This is a genomic window from Paenibacillus sp. SAFN-054, assembly GCF_051966755.1.
Classification (GTDB): domain Bacteria; phylum Bacillota; class Bacilli; order Paenibacillales; family Paenibacillaceae; genus Paenibacillus_AQ.
In genome coordinates this window covers 130,618-146,813 of record NZ_JBQCKS010000004.1, presented here as the reverse complement: position 1 = coordinate 146,813, position 16,196 = coordinate 130,618, and the positions used below count along the sequence as shown (strand labels likewise).

Sequence of the window (16,196 nt, the reverse complement as noted above, 5' to 3'; positions counted from 1 at the left end):
TCGTTATGGCAGACCCGTCACAAGACGTTGCACTGGTCAGGCAGGTACTGGCTGGCGACAAGAGAAGCTTCGCACAGCTGGTGGATACACACAAAAATAAAATATACGGCCTATTCAGAGGCTTGGGAGCAAGTCCCCAGGATGCCCAGGACTATATGCAGGAGGCGTTTCTCAAAGCTTACCGCAAGCTGGCAAGCTTCAGGGAGGAGGCGAGCTTTGCCTCTTGGCTGTACGCCATCGCCGTGAATGTGATGAAGGATGCCGGAAGGAGAAAAAAGCCCGATCCGGTGGAGGATGAGGTGCTGATCCGGGCGCAGCATCACGCCGCCGAGACGCCGGAATCGGCTTATCTCCGCAAGGAAACCGGCGGGGAAGTGCAGAGACTGCTGCAGGAGCTGCCTGATCAATATCGGATCGTGCTGCTGCTGCGATATACGAATGAGCTAAGCTACGACGAGATTGCCGATATTGCCGGCATTGAGGTGAATCAGGTGCGCAACCGGCTGCACCGGGCCAAGAAGTCTCTGCGCAAAAAGTTCAAGGAAAAGGAGGGGATGATGCATGACATGCTGGAAGCTTGCTCAGACCAAAGAATCCGTTCGGTCTGGAAATAAGGCGGATGAAGAGCTGGAATTCCATATCCGGATGTGCCCGGAATGCCGGAGTCTGGTAGCTGCAGCCGAGGAGGAAGAACAGGTATGGACGCAGCTGCTGTATGCCGAGAGCCTGCCGGAAGGCTTTACCGAGCAGGTCATGGCTTCCTTGGAGCTGCTGGACATCGAGCCTGCGGAGGAAGAATCCGTGGCTGCTTCCAAGGTGCGTCATCCCAGATCACGGCCTTTCTTGAAAAAAGGGGCCTTGTGGGTCGCTTCGCTTCTTGTGGTAGCGATGGCATTAACCCTGTATGCGCAGCCTTCGATTGCCGACTGGGTACGGTCCATCTTTGCGAGGGAGACCTCGGACAGCGGGATAATGGATGCGCAGAGCCTGGGACTCGTGCAGAACCCTCATATCAAAGTGAAGGATAAAGGCTACACGATTGAGATTAACGAAGTGGTCGCCGATGCGACCCGGCTTGTGATGGGGGTTAAGGTGACGGATCCGCGAGGGGAGCCTGCCGTGAACCAGGTGGACTGGAGTAAAATCCTTGTTCTAGATGCTAACGATCATGAGGTGGCACGGCTCCGGGAACAAGGAGGATCGAAGTTCATTGATAAACTGACTTTTGTTTTTACTCATGAAGTTCAGAATGATCAAGTAACTGTATTAGGAGAGGTAAGCGAAATAGGAAATGTATTTTCTAAAAAGATCGTGAAAGGAAACTGGGATTTCAACTTCAAGCTCGACATGAAAAAGGCGAATGCGTTGAATATTACGACACCTCTGAATGAGAAGTATGTTACGCCCGATGGTATGCGCATTGAGATGGAAAAGCTGGTACGGACGCCAAGTGGCGTGAGATTGGATCTAAGCACTTCCTTGATCACCGATGCCGCACTACGCTCACCGGGCGAGCTTGAGGGTCAGCAGCAGCTGATGTTTCATTTTGAGAATGAAAAGGGTGAAGATATCTCAAGCGTAAACAATAATCGGGGTGGACATCCGGAGACGATCATTTCGCAGCATAGCGAACTCCGCGAAGGTAAACGGCACTGGACCTATACCTTCAGGTATCTTCCTTATGACCGCCAGAAGCTGCGCTTCGTATTGGACGGGTATTCCATTCCGGTGAAAAGCAGCGGTTCGGTTGAACTGGTTCCAAGTGAGCTTAAGGAACATCCCGTAACATTTAAGGATCAGGAAGATACACTAACCCTTCACGGCTTTACGGTGGGACATGATCCGAACGCGAGGGCTCAGGAACAGAAAACGGCGGGGCTGATCGAGATGCATGGCGCTTTCCTTAATGAGTTCAGTAAGGATGTTTGGGTCTTGAAGGATGAGGATGGCAAAGAATATGATGCGCATTTCAGAGGGTCTTACAGTATGGGGAAAATCAAGGACATTGACGGCGACCCCGGCTTTGTCGTGCAGGGCATGACCGAACTGCCGGAAAAGGCCACGCTGATCCGCAAAGTGACCGACAAGTGGTATTCAAACGTGAAGTGGTCCTTCGAGCTGCCGATGGGCAAGCCCATTCCCGGACTTGAGAACGTCGATCCGGAGAGCTACTTGCGCTCGGAGACACCTTAATCTTGAACGAAAGTGAAAAGAGTATCCCTGCCGGTCGCCCGGACCGGTTCAGGAATACTCTTTTTTTCGCTCGATCTTTCCGTATATTCTGTATCTCGACTGGTTGTGAACGTTTGGCTTGGCAGAGCTTCTGCGAAGGATGAATATGCTTGGGAACGAGAGCTGCCTACATTTTCTGATCATGCTTCTGATAGTACACCTTCCGGTACACCGCCGGGGTTAAGCTTTCGAATTTCTTGAAGGTTTTGATAAAATACCCCGGCTCGGCAAAGCCAAGCTCGTCGCTGACCTGGTTGACGGGGAGATCGGTCGTTTCCAGCAGCTGCTTGGCCCATTCGATTTTTAGGCGGGGAACGAACACCGAGAAATTCTCGCCGGTTTCCCGCGTAAACACGCGGCTGAAATAGCTGGGACTGACATGGCAAAGGCCGGCCATATCCTGCAAACGGACGTTTTCGTGCTTATGGCGGTACAAGTAATCGAAGGCGGGCTGCAGCAGCGGATTCGACGAGCGGTATTCATTGGCCGTGCTCTTCTTGATTTTCGTCTCGATCAGCGTGCTGGATAGCTCGCTTTGCATCGCCTGGATCGTTTCGTACGTCGGAGCCGCGGCGCGCATGGAGGCGGCAGCCGGTGATTCCAGCGACAGGGTCTTTTTATACATATCAATCGTATTATTTTTGTGGATGGCCTCCTCCACGATATAGTTGCAGAGGTGGAACAGCATATCGGCGATGGTCGTGACTTCTTCCGAAGACAGCACCGGCAGGGACTGGTATTCCGGCTGCAGGGCACGGAATTTACGCTTCGTTTCCGCGTTCGGCGGGCGGTTCACGATTTGCTCCAGCGGCAGGTCGGAATCACGGAGCTTGATTTGGCCCGCCATGACCGCGCCGATGTATTGGTTGTCGATAATGATGGGGATAGCAATATCAACAATGCCGAAATGGCATTGATACACATAAGGCTTATTGGTGCGGACCGCTTCCAGTCCCCCGCGGGCATCGCATTTCTGGCAGTAGGGAGACAGCGCGGCATCCTTGCGCACCGCCTGGCAAAAGGATTGGCAGTAGCTGTGCTTGGTGACCGGAACGCCCTTGTAATCCACCGTGATGATCGCCATCTTGGTGACGAGGGAGATCGAGTCCTGCAGCTTATGCCATTTATCGATATCGATGATCCGGTTTAGATCGTAACGTGAGTTCATAGGCTTCGCTCCCAAACGTAAGTTGCGCAATGATCCTTGCGATTTACTACTTTCATTATACTAACATGAACTTTCATAGAACAGGATAGTACTATTTCTCAGAAGGCCGTACATAATAATACTATCAGAAAGCGCTTTAAAAGGCATGTTTAATGCCATGAATTCCCCGTGTCCCCCCGCGTATAATGGGCAATAGACGACCATCGAAAGGGGAAACGAGACGATGAGAAAAGCATTTATCAGTCCAAGCAAATATGTACAGGGTGAAAACGAACTGCTGAATTTGGGGTATTTTATTCGTACGTACGGCGAATCCGCCCTGCTGATTGCCCATCCGGAAGACGTGAAGCGCGTAAAGGACAAATTGGACGCGACTGCGGCGAAGTTTCAGGTGACGCTGGTTGAAAGCGGATTCCGCGGCGAGTGCTCCCGCGAGGAAATCGCTCGTTTAAAGGCATTGGCGGAGGAAAAAAACTGCTCCTGCACGATCGGACTCGGCGGAGGCAAAGCGATCGATACAGCGAAATGCGTAGCCGAAGGCGATGCACTGATCATCGTGCCGACGATTGCGGCCACGGATGCGCCAACGAGCCATTCGGCGGTCATTTACACGAATGAAGGGGCATTTGAGGATTATGCATACTTCAAACAGAGCCCAAGCGTCGTCATGATCGATACGACGGTCATCGCGAATGCGCCGACCCGTTTTCTCGTATCCGGCATGGGAGACGCCTTGTCGACCTATTTTGAGGCAAGAGCTACTTCCCGCTCCTTTACCAAAGTGAATGCAGGACTGCCGTGCGGCGTCCATGCCGGCGCGGCACCGGCAGCCCGGGGCACCAAGGCAGCCCTCGCGCTGGCCAAGCTGTGCTATGAAACGCTGCTTGAGGACGGCGTGAACGCCAAAATCGCCTGCGACGGCAATCAGGTGACGCCAGCACTCGAGAATATTATCGAAACGAACATCCTGCTGTCCGGACTCGGCTTCGAAAGCGGCGGCCTGGCTGCTGCGCATGCGATCCACAATGGTCTGACGGCACTGGAAGGAACCCACCATTATTTCCACGGCGAAAAGGTCGCCTTCAGCACGATTGCGCAGCTGGTGCTCGAGAACGCACCGACTTCTGAGCTGAACGAAGTGCTGGAATTCTGCGCGGCAGTCGGCCTGCCGGTCTGCCTTGCCGACATCGGTGTGGACAGCGTGACGCCGGAGGAGCTGGCCAAGGTCGCGCAGATGGCCTGCATTCCGGAGGAATCCATACATGCCATGCCATTCCCGATCACGGAGGAAGCCGTCGCGGCTGCGATCGTCGTTGCCGACCGGATCGGCCGGGAATTCAAACAACAATAAGGATGCGATAACATGAAAAAGATCATGAACCAACCGGAGAATCTCGTCAGGGAGATGTGCAATGGCTTCGTCATGGCCCATCCGGAGCTGGAATTTGATAGCAAGCATAAAATCATCATGAAGAGAAATCTTCAGACGCAAAAGGTCACGCTGATCAGCGGCGGGGGCAGCGGTCATGAACCTGCCCATGCGGGCTTCGTGGGAAAAGGAATGCTGGACGTTGCCGTCTGCGGCGACGTGTTCGCTTCCCCGTCCCAGATTCAGGTGTATCAAGCAATCCGTTCGTCGGCGAGCGAAAAGGGAACCCTGCTCATCATTAAAAACTACAGCGGCGATATCATGAATTTCAAAAACGCGGCCCATCTGGCCGCGGAGGATGACATTCAGGTCGATTACGTGAAGGTGGACGATGATATTGCCGTCGAAGACAGCCTGTACACCGTCGGCAGAAGAGGCGTGGCGGGAACGGTGCTCGTTCACAAAATCGCAGGTGCTGCCGCGGAAGCGGGCATGTCCCTGGAACAGGTGAAGGCTGCGGCCCAGAACGCCATCGACAACGTCAAAAGCATCGGCTTTGCGTTCACCTCCTGTACGGTGCCTGCCAAAGGCACGCCAACCTTCTCCATCGGGGAGGAGGAAATGGAATATGGCGTAGGCATCCATGGCGAGCCGGGCATCCGGCGCGAGAAGCGGATCTCGGCGGACGAGCTGGCGCACCGCATGACGGGCGAGCTGCTGGAAAGCCTCCAGATCGCAGGAGATGCTCCGCAGGAAGTCGCCGTCTTGGTCAACGGGTTCGGGGGAACGCCGCTGCAGGAGTTGTATCTGCTGAACAACTCCGTCATGAGGGAGCTCAGCGCCCGGAAGATCCGCGTCGTGAAAGTCTTCGTCGGTAACTTCATGACGAGCATCGACATGGCGGGAGCCTCGCTGTCCATCATGAAGCTCGATGAACAGCTGAAACAGCTGCTCAGTGCGGATTGCGATACGCCTGCGCTGGTCGTTCGCGGTCCGTTTGAGCCGGTGAGTTATACCGAGGCGGTTGCGGAGAAGGCAGGAGAAGTCACTGCCTCCGCGCATGCTGTGATGGATGAAGAGGCGGCCGTTCTTCAGGACGGAAGGCTGTCGCTGAATAATATGATGTATCTGATCGATTGCATGAGCGATATCATCATTGCGAACGAAATTCCGTTCTGCGAGCTGGACTCGCACGCGGGCGACGGTGATTTTGGCATGAGCGTAGCCAAGGGCTTCAAGCAGCTCAAGGCGGAATGGAACGAAATCACGGCCCAGGCGAGTGATTTGGGTGCATTTCTGGACGCCTGCTCGCTCGTGATTATGGAGCACTGCGGCGGGGCTTCCGGCCCGATTTGGGGCTCGGCATTCCGCGCAGCAGGCAAGTACGCCGGAACCCGGAAGGAACTGTCCGTGCAAGAGATCGCGGACATGATGAGCGCTGTCGTCAAAGGCATTCAGGATACGGGCGAACGCTCCTTCGGACGGGGAGCCGTCGTCGGGGACAAGACGCTGATCGATGCCCTGGTGCCTTATGCCGACGCATGGGCAGCAGCAGCCCGTGACGGCCTGGAGCTGAAGCAGGCAGGCGTTCAAGCAGCGGAAGCCGCCGTGGAAGGCGCGCGCATGACCGAATCGATCGTGGCCCGGATGGGCCGGGCCGGAACGGTCGGGGAACGGAGCATCGGCTATCCGGATGCCGGAGCGTATGCCCTTGGCGTCATATTCACCGGACTCGCGCAGGCGCTCCGCTAGAAGTTGCAACGCAAACAAGCCGACATGTTCATGAAACGAACATGTCGGCTTGTTTCTTGTGCGCCTATTTATTAATTGAGGAGCGGAGCCTCACGTTTTCGTAGAAAACTCACGGTCGCTCATCTTTGATTGGCTTCGATTGGTTTTCTTATCTAAGCGGACTTTTTGAACTTCCTCTTAAAGGTTCACTCCATAGAATGATGAAGTCAAACGTCACTGCAAAGGCTGACTGTGTCAGCAGCCGCCGCATGTTTTCCTCCGGCGCATGCCAGGACAGGGGCGTCATTCTCAGCATCGCTTCCAGATGCTGTCCGTCCAGCCGGACCTCGTACCGGACGCGCTGCTGCGTCATCCCCGGAAAATGCCTGGCAAACAAGGCTGCCGTTTCACCGGACGTCTCCTCCCGTTCAGGCCCAGGTCGTCCGAACAGAGCCTGCCGGAATTCTTTCAAATAATCGGGTCCCGGAATGACTTTCACGAGCCTGCCGCCCGGAGCAAGAAGTCGCCGGAATTCATCGTAATTGGATGGCGATAAAATATTGCAAACCATATGAAAAGTCCGATCCCGAAACGGGCTGCGGACCAGATCCGCCACGCACCAGATCACCGGAGCGTTTCCTTTGGCCGCAAGCGCGATGCCGGGCTTGGATGCATCCATACCCGCTGCCAGGATATCCTGCTGCGAGGCCGGCTCCAGCTTACGAAGCAGGTAAAGCAGATGCGATCCTTCCCCGCAGCCGGCGTCGAGAATGGACAGCGGCTGCGCGGATGAAGGCTCCACAATGCTTTCCTTCATGCCGTCCGCCAGCTTATCCAATAAGGGCGCGAAATACCCGCTGCCGTTGATCAGCCGTCGCGACCTGAACAGCTCTTTGTCGTATTTGGAGGCTTTCGCGTTCGGCAGCAGGTGAACATAACCATCCTTGGAAAGGTCGAAGCTATGGCCTGCTGCGCATGCCAGGCTCCATTGTGCTCCCAATCTCATCGGCAGAGAGCAGACGGGACAGCGGAAAATTTGCTCATTGCGAGCAAACAAGCGTGCCCGTGCCATTGCATTTTCTTTTTTGGACAATGTAAAACACCTCATTCATTCGTTTGTAGACCAATGAAAAGGCGCAGCGAAATAAACCCGGGAGTTTAGCTTGTAAAAAAGCAGCCGGGCCGACTCGATCTGCACCTTCCATTAACGCAAGCGAATGAATTTGATAATCATGACCGGTGTTTCATCTCCTTGAAGAAAAGTTGGTGGAGGCTCCCCCTATTGTATTGTAACGCAAACCTGTTTCAGGATAAAATCACGGGAGATAAGGTTAATCTATTCCTAGAGGGTGTCACAAAATAAAAAGCGTATGGACCAGCGGAGATTTCACGGCTAAGGCAGGCCCGGGTCAAGCCTCATTCAGGTTGACATTACCAACTGTTAACCATATAATTACAGTATAAGGAGGAGCGAAGATGAATAGTGAGTTCAACATTGCCGTCCATTGTTTAACCCTTCTTAGCTTAAAAGAGGATCATATGGCTAACAGCGAGGAGATTGCGAAAAGCGTCTGCACGCATCCTGCCCGTATCCGGAAAGTGCTTGGCCTGCTGCGCAAACATGGATATGTGGCGACCAAAGAAGGGGTTGGCGGCGGGTATTTGCTGAATCCGGATACAGAGAACGCGACGCTTGGCGACTTGTATCGTCTGCTCGCCCAGGGTTCCCTGAAGCCGGGCTGGTGTTCCGGGGGCGAAGAGCTGCCTTGCGAGGTAGCGTCCAACATTCAAGGAATCATGGATCAAATATACAGCGGCGGGGAATCGGCTCTTGAACGTTATCTTGACGGGATTACGATGAAGGACGTCAAACGTCAAATCGCGGAAGCTGAAAGCGGCGGAGCGGTTTCAATTGAATAGCACGACGTGAAGCAGCTTCCGGTATAAGGGGCTGCTTTTTTCAATATGAAAACAGACTCGCAAAGCATTCGCGTTTGCCGAGTCTGTTTTTTGCATAATTTGAATTCAGGTTTGTTCCGGTCTCAAGAAGGTTTTTACGGCCGGGGGCTCGTAGGTTTCGAATTGATCCAGCAGGCGGCCGGGGTCTGCATCGACAAGAGACATGTTGAGATACTTTTCATGCATGAATTTCTCCCGCTCCATATGCTGAAAGAAGGCAATCAGCGGGTCGTAATATTGGTTGATGTTCAGGAATCCCAGCGGCTTTCTGTGAAGCCCCAGCTGAGCCCAAGTGAACACTTCGAAGAATTCCTCCATTGTGCCGGGTCCGCCGGGAAGGGTCATGAAGCCTTCTGCCAGCTCGGCCATTTTGGCCTTGCGCTCATGCATCGACTCGACGATCATCAGCTCCGTCAAATTTTTGTGGGAAATTTCCCTTTTGTCCAGGAATCCGGGCATGACGCCGATCACTTGTCCACCCGCTGCCAGCGCGGCATCCGCCACGGCGCCCATGACGCCAACGCTGGATCCACCGTACACCAGAGTTATGCCGCGACGGGCCAGCTCTTGACCCAATAGTTTGGCGCCTTCCACGTACACGGGGGATGCCCCTTTGCTAGATCCGCAAAATACAGCTACCGATTTCACTCTATATTCCTCCTCGCAAATTATATCTCTATACCTTCCTATACGCTACTCCATTATATCCTAGACGGGAAGGAGGAAGGTTAACCGGGGAACATCATTTTTTCTTATTTATATAAAATAAACGAAGCCCAAAAAGCCCTGGTATAAGCAGGGCTTGAATTTGCGCTCTGGAACGGCGGTTTTATCTCCTCACGTTCTTCAGCATATTGAACATGAACGCGATAATGCCAAGCGTGACCAGCACGCCGCCGGTGGCAATGACGGGTTCCACGCCGGCGACCTCATTCACGAGCAGGATGAGGCCGATCATCATGACGGGCAGGCCGAGGTTATGCAGCCAGAAATGGATTTTGGCAAGCACGCTTTCGCTGGCGCTCGGAAAAAGGTAATAGATAATTCCCGCGAGAGCTAGCGATGCCCAGCCGAGCAGATTGATATGTGCATGCACCGAAGCATAGCCAAATTTGTGGGTGATGGACATGAACATACCGAACAAGATACCGATGACCAGGTACACCGAGGCGATTTTCATCAGCTTGATTCCCACATCAAACTCCTCCTTCAAATGGCTTCAGTTAACCATATTGCAGGCATGGGAGGAGTATGACGGCTTGGGCAGCTAAATTTTCGGGTATAATTCATATTGATCTCATCGGAATAATATAATATAGTTGATTTCAAGAGAGGGGTGCTCCGTCATGAAAGAAATTCCCGAACCGTACGTGAAAGCAAATCAGACCGGAATCGTTTTGTTGGTCATCTTAACCGCTGTGTTTAACCAGCCCTATCTTTTGCTCGCATTATGGCTGATCCAGGTCATCGGCCTTCTGACGGGCAAAAACCTGTTCGTGCTGCTGGCAAAGCCCTTTTTAAAAGTACAAGGTGCACAGACGCAGGCGCAGGAGCTGCAGCGCTTTAATAACACGCTGGCCGTCCTATTCCTGACCTTATCCCTGCTCGGTTTCCTGGCGGGGCTGCCGGTACTCGGCTATGCATTCGCAGCTATGCTGTTTGCTGCCGCTTTTGCCGCCCTTTGCGGGTACTGCATCGGCTGCACGGTATATTTTCAATACAAGCAGTTCAAAGCCAGAAGAAAGCTGCGGCATTAAGTCTATACATGAACATGTTGGCACCGTCTTTGCGCTCACCGCGCGGGATGGTGCCTTTTTGCATGGACGGAGATAACCTGATGGGGTTGTAGGAAAAGGAGCCCCTGTGGGTAATAGGAAGTGAGACCTTTCCGGTTTGGCATTCTTTCAATGACAAGTTAACGTTGCTGGAAGGCATGTAAACCTTTATTGTAGGAATAACAGATCCATTTCACATGAAAATGAACCTTAAATGTTGAAGAAGGAGTGAATGAGCATGAGTGACAACAAAAGCTTGTTTTATGCAGGTACCTATACCGGAGCGGATGAAAAGGGGATTTTCCTGTGTTCCCTTGACCTACATAGCGGACAAATGGAAATCGTGAACGCCACGGACGGCATCGCGAACTCGTCTTTTTTGACGATGAATGCGGACAGGGACCGCTTGTACGCGGTGAGCGAAACCGATGAAGGCGAAGTTTTCGCTTATGCGGTGGACAAAGAGACCGGGGAGCTGCATCTGCTCGACCGCAAACCGACCCAAGGCGCGGCGCCCTGCTACGTTTCGGTGACCCAAGACGGAGCACATGTTCTGACGGCCAATTATACGAGCGGGCATGTGAACGCCTATCGAATCGAGGCAGGCGGTGAGCTTGAGCCGACGAGCGTCATCCTGCACAGCGGCAGCAGCATCAACCAGGAACGTCAGGAAGCGGCTCATCCGCACTCCGTATTTCAGGATCCGGAAGGAAAGTTCGTGCTTGTGTGCGACCTCGGGCTGGATGAAGTCGTCTTCTACCGGCTGGAGGACGGAAAGCTCGTATCGCATCATAACGTGAAGACGGCTCCGGGCGCTGGCCCGCGCCACATGGACTTTCATCCGTCCGGCAAGTGGGCGTACGGCATCAACGAACTGGATGATACGGTGAACGTATACGCACTCGACACGCAGACGGGCGATTTGAAATTACTGCAGACGCTCTCGGCTCTGCCGGAAGGCGCCCAACCTGGAAGTGCAAGCGCGGATATCCATATCACGCCCTGCGGACGATACCTTTACGCTTCCAACCGCAGTGACGACAGCATCGGCCTCTACCACGTCGATTCGGAGACAGGCCTGCTGACTGCGGTGGAGTGGGTGTCCACGAACGGCAAGACGCCGCGGAACTTCGCTGTGTTCAAAGGGGGATACGTGCTGGCGGCCAATCAGAACAGTAGCACGATCGTCTCCTTCAAGATCGATAAGGGAAGCGGAAGGCTGACGCCGACAGGTTATGTGCTGGAGGTACCTAAGCCTGTATGCATTTTCCCGGTAGTCCCGTGCAAGCATTAGAAGCCTAGAACGAAAGAGCAGCCTGCTGCATGATGCAGCAGGCTGCTTTTTTTGTTGAGCTTCCCAAAAAAAGGATTGACGGGGGAGAAGGCGATGATTACAATACGAATATAACATACTAAACAGGTAGGAATAATGGTTATAAAATCATGATCGTTCTCGCCGTACAAACGGAGGAACTGCCGAACCAAAGGAATGGACTGCGCCGGATAACGGACCGCAGCTGCCTTGGATCAGGCGTTTCTCCGTTTTTTTGCATTGCTCCGTAGGAGCTTGCCTAAGAGCGGGAACAAACCAATTTGAGAACATGGGAGTGGGGACAATGACAAAGACAAAGGGCAAGGGAGTCAGAACGGCCAAACGGGGAGCGGTCATCGGTCTTGTATTGCTGCTGACGGCGGCGCTGGCCGCCTGCGGTTCCAAGGATGACGCCGGTGCATCGGCAGAAGGGAAGACACAGGGGACCGGAGCAAGCAGCAGCGCCAAAGAAATCAACCTGCTGAACGTATCCTATGACCCGACGCGGGAACTGTACGAGAACTATAACAAAGCCTTTGCGGCTTACTGGGAAAAGGAAAAAGGGCAAAAGGTCACGATCAAGCAGTCGCACGGCGGCTCCGGCGCGCAAAGCCGGTCGGTCATCGACGGGCTGGAAGCCGATGTCGTGACGCTTGCCCTGGGCTACGACATCGATGCCATCCAGAAAAAAGGGCTGATCAACGAAGGCTGGCAAAACAAATTCGAGCAGAACAGCACGCCATACAACTCGACAATCGTCTTTCTGGTGCGCAAGGGCAACCCGAAGCAGATCAAGGACTGGAACGATTTGACCAAGGATGGTGTTGAGGTCATCACGCCGAATCCGAAGACGTCGGGCGGGGCGCGCTGGAACTATCTTGCCGCTTGGGGATACGCGCTGAAGAAGAACAATAACGACGAGGAGAAAGCCAAGGCATTCGTTCAGGAGCTCTTCAAGCATGTGCCTGTCCTCGATACGGGAGCGCGCGGAGCGACGACGACCTTCGTGGAACGCGGGATCGGCGACGTGCTGCTCGCTTGGGAGAATGAGGCGCTGCTGTCCGTGAAGGAACTCGGGCCGGATAAATTCGATATCGTGTATCCTTCCATCAGCATTTTGGCCGAACCTCCGGTCGCCGTCGTCGATAAAGTCGCGGATAAAAAGGGCACGCGCGAAGTTGCGGAAGCTTATCTGAGATACCTCTACTCCGAAGAAGGACAGAAAATAGCCGCGGATAACTTTTACCGTCCGACGCTCGCTCCTGTCATTGACCTGTACAAGGACACCTTCAAATCGCTGGAGCTCTTCACATTGAAAGATGTATTCGGAACGTGGGAGGAGACCCAGGCCAAGCATTTTCAGGATGGCGGGGTATTCGACCAGATTTACACGCCAGGCAAATAAAGGCGGGGAAGCCATGGGGAGATGATAGCGAATGAGCCGAATAAGAACGGGGCGGAGCCGGGTACTTCCCGGCTTTGGTCTTACATTGGGATACAGCGTTGCGTATCTGAGCCTTGTCGTTTTGCTGCCGCTGTCCGCGCTGCTGATTAATTCCACGGGACTCGACTGGGCGAAGTTCTGGCAGGTGGCGACGGACCCGCGCGTCCTGGCCTCGTATCGGATCAGCTTTACGACGTCAGCCGCCGCCGCACTCGCGGATGCGGTGCTGGGTCTTTTGCTGGCTTGGGTGCTCGTCAGGTATGAGTTCCCGGGTAGAAGGCTGTGCGATGCGCTGATCGACCTGCCGTTCGCGCTGCCGACAGCGGTGGCGGGGGTATCCCTGACAGCCCTGTACGCTCCGAACGGCTGGATCGGTTCCTGGCTTGAGCCGCTCGGCATCAAGGCTGCCTTCTCGCAGCTGGGGATTACGCTGGCGCTGATGTTCATCGGCCTGCCGTTCGTGGTGCGCACCCTGCAGCCGGTGCTCCAGGACGCGGAGCGTGACGCCGAAGAGGCGTCCGCGACGCTTGGCGCGGGGAGGCTTCGGACCTTCCGCTCCATCATCCTGCCGGGGCTGGTGCCGCCGCTGCTCACGGGCTTTGCGCTGGCTTTTGCCCGCGGCATCGGGGAGTACGGCTCCGTTGTGTTCATCTCGGGTAATATGCCGATGAAGACGGAAATCGCTCCACTGCTCATCATGTCCAAGCTGGAACAGTACGACTATGCCGGCGCGGCCGCGGTAGCCGTGCTGCTGCTGCTGATCTCGTTCCTGATGCTGCTCGTGATCAATACGCTGCAGCGCTGGTCCAGCCGGAAAAAGGAGGCGGTGTAACATGGCCGGTCACATTCCTGGAGGGACGGCTGCACGTCCGGTACGAACCTCGCAGGCGACCACGGAAGCATCCTGGGTGAAATGGGTGCTGATCGCCGGTGCCGGTCTTGTGCTCCTCTGGTTAATCGTGCTCCCGCTGGCCGTCGTTCTGACGCAGGCGCTCAAGAAGGGCTGGGATGTCTACATCAGTGCTTTATCCGACCCGGATGCCTTGTCGGCGCTGAAGCTGACGCTGCTGGTGGCACTGATTACCGTGCCGCTCAACACGATCTTCGGCGTCGCTGCAGCCTGGGCGATCACGAAGTTCAAGTTTAAGGGCAAGGGGATCCTGATTACGCTGATTGATCTGCCCTTTGCGGTCTCGCCGGTCATCGGCGGGCTGATCTTCGTGCTCGTGTTCGGCGCGAACGGCTGGTTTGGCCCTTGGCTGGCGGACCACGACGTCAAGATCATCTATGCGATCCCCGGCGTGGTGCTGGCTACTCTCTTCGTAACATTCCCCTTTGTGGCGAGGGAGCTGATCCCGCTGATGGAGGACCAAGAACAGCAGGAAGAGGAAGCAGCCATGACGCTGGGGGCCAAGGGCTGGACGGTTTTTACGAAGGTGACGCTGCCGAACATCCGCTGGGGCCTGATATACGGCATCATTCTGTGCAACGCGAGGGCGATGGGCGAATTCGGCGCCGTGTCGGTCGTTTCCGGACATATCCGGGGCGAGACCAACACCTTGCCGCTGCATGTGGAAATTTTATATAACGAATACCAATTTTCTGCTTCCTTCGCGGTGGCGTCCCTACTCTTGCTGCTCGCGCTGGTTACGCTGTTCATCAAAAGTTTCTACGGCCGGAAAAATGCGCATTGACAGCCTTTTTGGCGGCATGATAATGTAACTGTAAACATTAATCATAGTAAATGGGTTGGAAAAGGATGAATAATAGTCCGTTGTGAAGGATCGAAGGGAATAGCAGGAAACGCCAAAAAAGTTCTGAGGGCTAAGGAGGATGCGCCGTGGCAAAAGGGCTTCAGGTAGACCAGTTATGGCTTGAGCGGATCGCGGGCCAGTTGAATGACATGGAATTCGGCTCTCTGCATATCGTCGTGCATGAAGGTCAGATCGTGCAGATGGAACGGACCGAGCGGAAGCGTTTTGAAAATGCGAAAGCAGCCAAGGCGGGAATCACGGCAAGGACCCGGCAGGATTTGAAAAAGGCGGCCCGGGATCACCGCCAGGCTTAAGGGAGCCGTCCAAAGCGGCATAATTCGTACCAGCCATCCCATGCAGTATGCCGACAGCAGTCTCCGGGACGTTTGCCAGTTACCAGGAGATGGTCCAGCCGTTATCTTTCTCCCTCCGGGTCCGTTTGTTGGTGCACACAAACGAAACCCGTTGAAACCGCCCTGCCGGGGGCGGTCTTCAACGGGTTATTTTTTGGGCCGGGCACTGTTCTCTGTAATCGAATCTTCCGGTATATCCTCGGAGCCCGCGTACGGGCGGTCACGCCGGGAGCGCTTCGGACCCAAGGCGAAGCCTCCGAGAAAAAGGACAAGCTGAACAGCTAATATGTAAGGTGAAGCCATGATTCCGGCGAAATGGGCAAGCGCAGCCGTGGCAATCAAAAGCGCAAGAACGCGATATGCCGTCCGGATGGAATCTCTCCGGGGCGTCATGACGACGAGATAGAAGGCGATGACGGCCGTCAGACAGGAGAGAAATCGCATCCACAGCTCTGCGCTTGTCCAGGAAGCAGCCGGAATGCTCCGCTCGTGGAAGGCCTGGTACAGCTGCAGGCACCAATACAGAATGAGCATCAAGGCCGCGAAAGGAATGGCAGGGCGGATCAGCCTCCAGAAGCCGATGCCCCAGCCGGGGTTGTCCAGCGACCTTATAATGGACGACTGCTCGCCGATGCGCCGGCGGATCTCCCGGTCCAGCGTTCTCTGCAGCTGCGTTAGCCGCGAAGCATCCCGTTCGATGACGAAGTGATCGATGCTCTCCAGCAGCTCGGCCGTAATCAGGGGGGCCGCCTTGCACTGCTGCAGGATCAGGATCAGAGAATCCGGCTCTTGTTCAGCCTCTGCGGGCATGTCAGCCGCCGTATCGCCGGCCAGCATTCCGGCTGCCCGGGAGTACAGCTCCAGTGTTTGATGCAGCCGTTCGAGCCGGGAGACGGCCGCATGTTTAAAGGATCGGGCGGTACGGATGTACAGCCATAGGAAAAGGATGACCGCGAGTCCGGTGACGATGATTCTGGACTGCGTATCCGAAATATCGTTTATATTAATCCAAGCAGCAAGGTACAACGCCGAGTTCCCCCCTTAACGCTATTGTTCTCACTATTGCACAACGGCGTCCGGATTTCAATATTTCCCGATG

General features: G+C 54.7%; 16 protein-coding genes. 11 read left to right on the top strand and 5 right to left on the bottom strand.

Annotation, left to right across the window (positions count from 1 at the left end):
• Positions 1-5 precede the first annotated feature (5 nt).
• Complete coding sequence (locus tag ACTHPM_RS19380; RefSeq protein WP_440397135.1) at positions 6-614, top strand: RNA polymerase sigma factor; 609 nt, start codon at positions 6-8, stop codon at positions 612-614.
• Positions 562-2,193 (top strand): DUF4179 domain-containing protein, encoded by a 1,632-nt coding sequence (locus tag ACTHPM_RS19375; RefSeq protein ID WP_440397136.1) that lies wholly within the window; start codon positions 562-564, stop codon positions 2,191-2,193. The genes ACTHPM_RS19380 and ACTHPM_RS19375 overlap by 53 nt, the downstream gene beginning before the upstream one ends.
• Positions 2,194-2,359: 166 nt before the next feature.
• Here the strand turns inward: ACTHPM_RS19375 and ACTHPM_RS19370 are convergent, their stop codons facing one another.
• Entirely contained in the window at positions 2,360-3,400 is a 1,041-nt protein-coding gene (locus ACTHPM_RS19370) for a PocR ligand-binding domain-containing protein (protein ID WP_440397137.1), read from the bottom strand.
• A gap of 223 nt (positions 3,401-3,623) precedes the next feature.
• Here ACTHPM_RS19370 and ACTHPM_RS19365 point away from each other — a divergent pair, with 223 nt between their 5' ends.
• Both ACTHPM_RS19365 and dhaK read left to right on the top strand, forming a co-directional pair.
• A complete protein-coding gene (locus ACTHPM_RS19365) occupies positions 3,624-4,751 on the top strand; it encodes a glycerol dehydrogenase (protein ID WP_440397138.1) in 1,128 nt (375 codons plus the stop codon).
• 12 nt (positions 4,752-4,763) lie between these two features.
• Positions 4,764-6,521 (top strand): dihydroxyacetone kinase subunit DhaK, encoded by a 1,758-nt coding sequence (gene dhaK / locus ACTHPM_RS19360; RefSeq protein WP_440397139.1) that lies wholly within the window; start codon positions 4,764-4,766, stop codon positions 6,519-6,521.
• Positions 6,522-6,669: 148 nt separating this feature from the next.
• Here dhaK and ACTHPM_RS19355 read toward each other — a convergent pair whose 3' ends face one another.
• On the bottom strand, positions 6,670-7,572 hold the full coding sequence (locus ACTHPM_RS19355; RefSeq protein ID WP_440421639.1) for a putative RNA methyltransferase: 903 nt from the start codon (positions 7,570-7,572) through the stop codon (positions 6,670-6,672).
• Between the two features lie 404 nt (positions 7,573-7,976).
• Between ACTHPM_RS19355 and ACTHPM_RS19350 the strand changes: the two genes are divergently transcribed.
• Positions 7,977-8,420 (top strand): Rrf2 family transcriptional regulator, encoded by a 444-nt coding sequence (locus tag ACTHPM_RS19350; RefSeq protein ID WP_440397141.1) that lies wholly within the window; start codon positions 7,977-7,979, stop codon positions 8,418-8,420.
• A gap of 105 nt (positions 8,421-8,525) precedes the next feature.
• Here the strand turns inward: ACTHPM_RS19350 and ACTHPM_RS19345 are convergent, their stop codons facing one another.
• Together ACTHPM_RS19345 and ACTHPM_RS19340 are read right to left on the bottom strand one after the other, a co-directional pair.
• Positions 8,526-9,107 carry a TIGR00730 family Rossman fold protein gene (locus tag ACTHPM_RS19345; RefSeq protein WP_440397142.1) on the bottom strand — a complete coding sequence of 194 codons (582 nt, stop codon included), beginning with the start codon at positions 9,105-9,107 and terminating at the stop codon, positions 8,526-8,528.
• A gap of 181 nt (positions 9,108-9,288) precedes the next feature.
• On the bottom strand, positions 9,289-9,654 hold the full coding sequence (locus tag ACTHPM_RS19340) for a cytochrome-c oxidase (protein WP_440397143.1): 366 nt from the start codon (positions 9,652-9,654) through the stop codon (positions 9,289-9,291).
• Positions 9,655-9,805: 151 nt separating this feature from the next.
• Between ACTHPM_RS19340 and ACTHPM_RS19335 the strand changes: the two genes are divergently transcribed.
• The 6 genes from ACTHPM_RS19335 (at position 9,806) to ACTHPM_RS19310 (ending at position 15,058) form a co-directional block, all read left to right on the top strand.
• The gene (locus ACTHPM_RS19335; RefSeq protein ID WP_440397144.1) at positions 9,806-10,216 is read left to right on the top strand and encodes a DUF4395 domain-containing protein; all 411 of its coding nucleotides are present in this window, start codon (positions 9,806-9,808) and stop codon (positions 10,214-10,216) included.
• 256 nt (positions 10,217-10,472) lie between these two features.
• Entirely contained in the window at positions 10,473-11,528 is a 1,056-nt protein-coding gene (locus tag ACTHPM_RS19330) for a lactonase family protein (protein WP_440397145.1), read from the top strand.
• A 322-nt stretch (positions 11,529-11,850) separates the two neighbouring features.
• On the top strand, positions 11,851-12,951 hold the full coding sequence (locus tag ACTHPM_RS19325; protein WP_440397146.1) for a sulfate ABC transporter substrate-binding protein: 1,101 nt from the start codon (positions 11,851-11,853) through the stop codon (positions 12,949-12,951).
• A 31-nt stretch (positions 12,952-12,982) separates the two neighbouring features.
• Positions 12,983-13,822: a sulfate ABC transporter permease subunit CysT gene (gene cysT / locus ACTHPM_RS19320; protein WP_440397147.1), complete on the top strand. Its 840-nt coding sequence runs from the start codon at positions 12,983-12,985 to the stop codon at positions 13,820-13,822.
• A gap of 1 nt (position 13,823) precedes the next feature.
• A complete protein-coding gene (gene cysW / locus ACTHPM_RS19315) occupies positions 13,824-14,684 on the top strand; it encodes a sulfate ABC transporter permease subunit CysW (RefSeq protein ID WP_440397148.1) in 861 nt (286 codons plus the stop codon).
• Positions 14,685-14,830: 146 nt separating this feature from the next.
• Positions 14,831-15,058 carry a YezD family protein gene (locus ACTHPM_RS19310; RefSeq protein WP_440397149.1) on the top strand — a complete coding sequence of 76 codons (228 nt, stop codon included), beginning with the start codon at positions 14,831-14,833 and terminating at the stop codon, positions 15,056-15,058.
• A gap of 186 nt (positions 15,059-15,244) precedes the next feature.
• Here the strand turns inward: ACTHPM_RS19310 and ACTHPM_RS19305 are convergent, their stop codons facing one another.
• On the bottom strand, positions 15,245-16,123 hold the full coding sequence (locus ACTHPM_RS19305) for a hypothetical protein (RefSeq protein WP_440397150.1): 879 nt from the start codon (positions 16,121-16,123) through the stop codon (positions 15,245-15,247).
• Positions 16,124-16,196: the final 73 nt, after the last annotated feature.

Excerpts from the sequence above, each read along its gene's own strand:
- ACTHPM_RS19325 (WP_440397146.1), top strand. The coding sequence starts at position 11,851 with ATGACAAAGACAAAGGGCAAGGGAGTCAGAACGGCCAAACGGGGAGCG.
- ACTHPM_RS19335 (WP_440397144.1), top strand. The coding sequence starts at position 9,806 with ATGAAAGAAATTCCCGAACCGTACGTGAAAGCAAATCAGACCGGAATC.
- ACTHPM_RS19380 (WP_440397135.1), top strand. The coding sequence starts at position 6 with ATGGCAGACCCGTCACAAGACGTTGCACTGGTCAGGCAGGTACTGGCT.
- ACTHPM_RS19330 (WP_440397145.1), top strand. The coding sequence starts at position 10,473 with ATGAGTGACAACAAAAGCTTGTTTTATGCAGGTACCTATACCGGAGCG.
- ACTHPM_RS19375 (WP_440397136.1), top strand. The coding sequence starts at position 562 with ATGACATGCTGGAAGCTTGCTCAGACCAAAGAATCCGTTCGGTCTGGA.
- ACTHPM_RS19355 (WP_440421639.1), bottom strand. The coding sequence starts at position 7,572 with ATGGCACGGGCACGCTTGTTTGCTCGCAATGAGCAAATTTTCCGCTGT.
- ACTHPM_RS19365 (WP_440397138.1), top strand. The coding sequence starts at position 3,624 with ATGAGAAAAGCATTTATCAGTCCAAGCAAATATGTACAGGGTGAAAAC.
- cysT (WP_440397147.1), top strand. The coding sequence starts at position 12,983 with ATGAGCCGAATAAGAACGGGGCGGAGCCGGGTACTTCCCGGCTTTGGT.
- ACTHPM_RS19370 (WP_440397137.1), bottom strand. The coding sequence starts at position 3,400 with ATGAACTCACGTTACGATCTAAACCGGATCATCGATATCGATAAATGG.
- ACTHPM_RS19350 (WP_440397141.1), top strand. The coding sequence starts at position 7,977 with ATGAATAGTGAGTTCAACATTGCCGTCCATTGTTTAACCCTTCTTAGC.
- cysW (WP_440397148.1), top strand. The coding sequence starts at position 13,824 with ATGGCCGGTCACATTCCTGGAGGGACGGCTGCACGTCCGGTACGAACC.
- dhaK (WP_440397139.1), top strand. The coding sequence starts at position 4,764 with ATGAAAAAGATCATGAACCAACCGGAGAATCTCGTCAGGGAGATGTGC.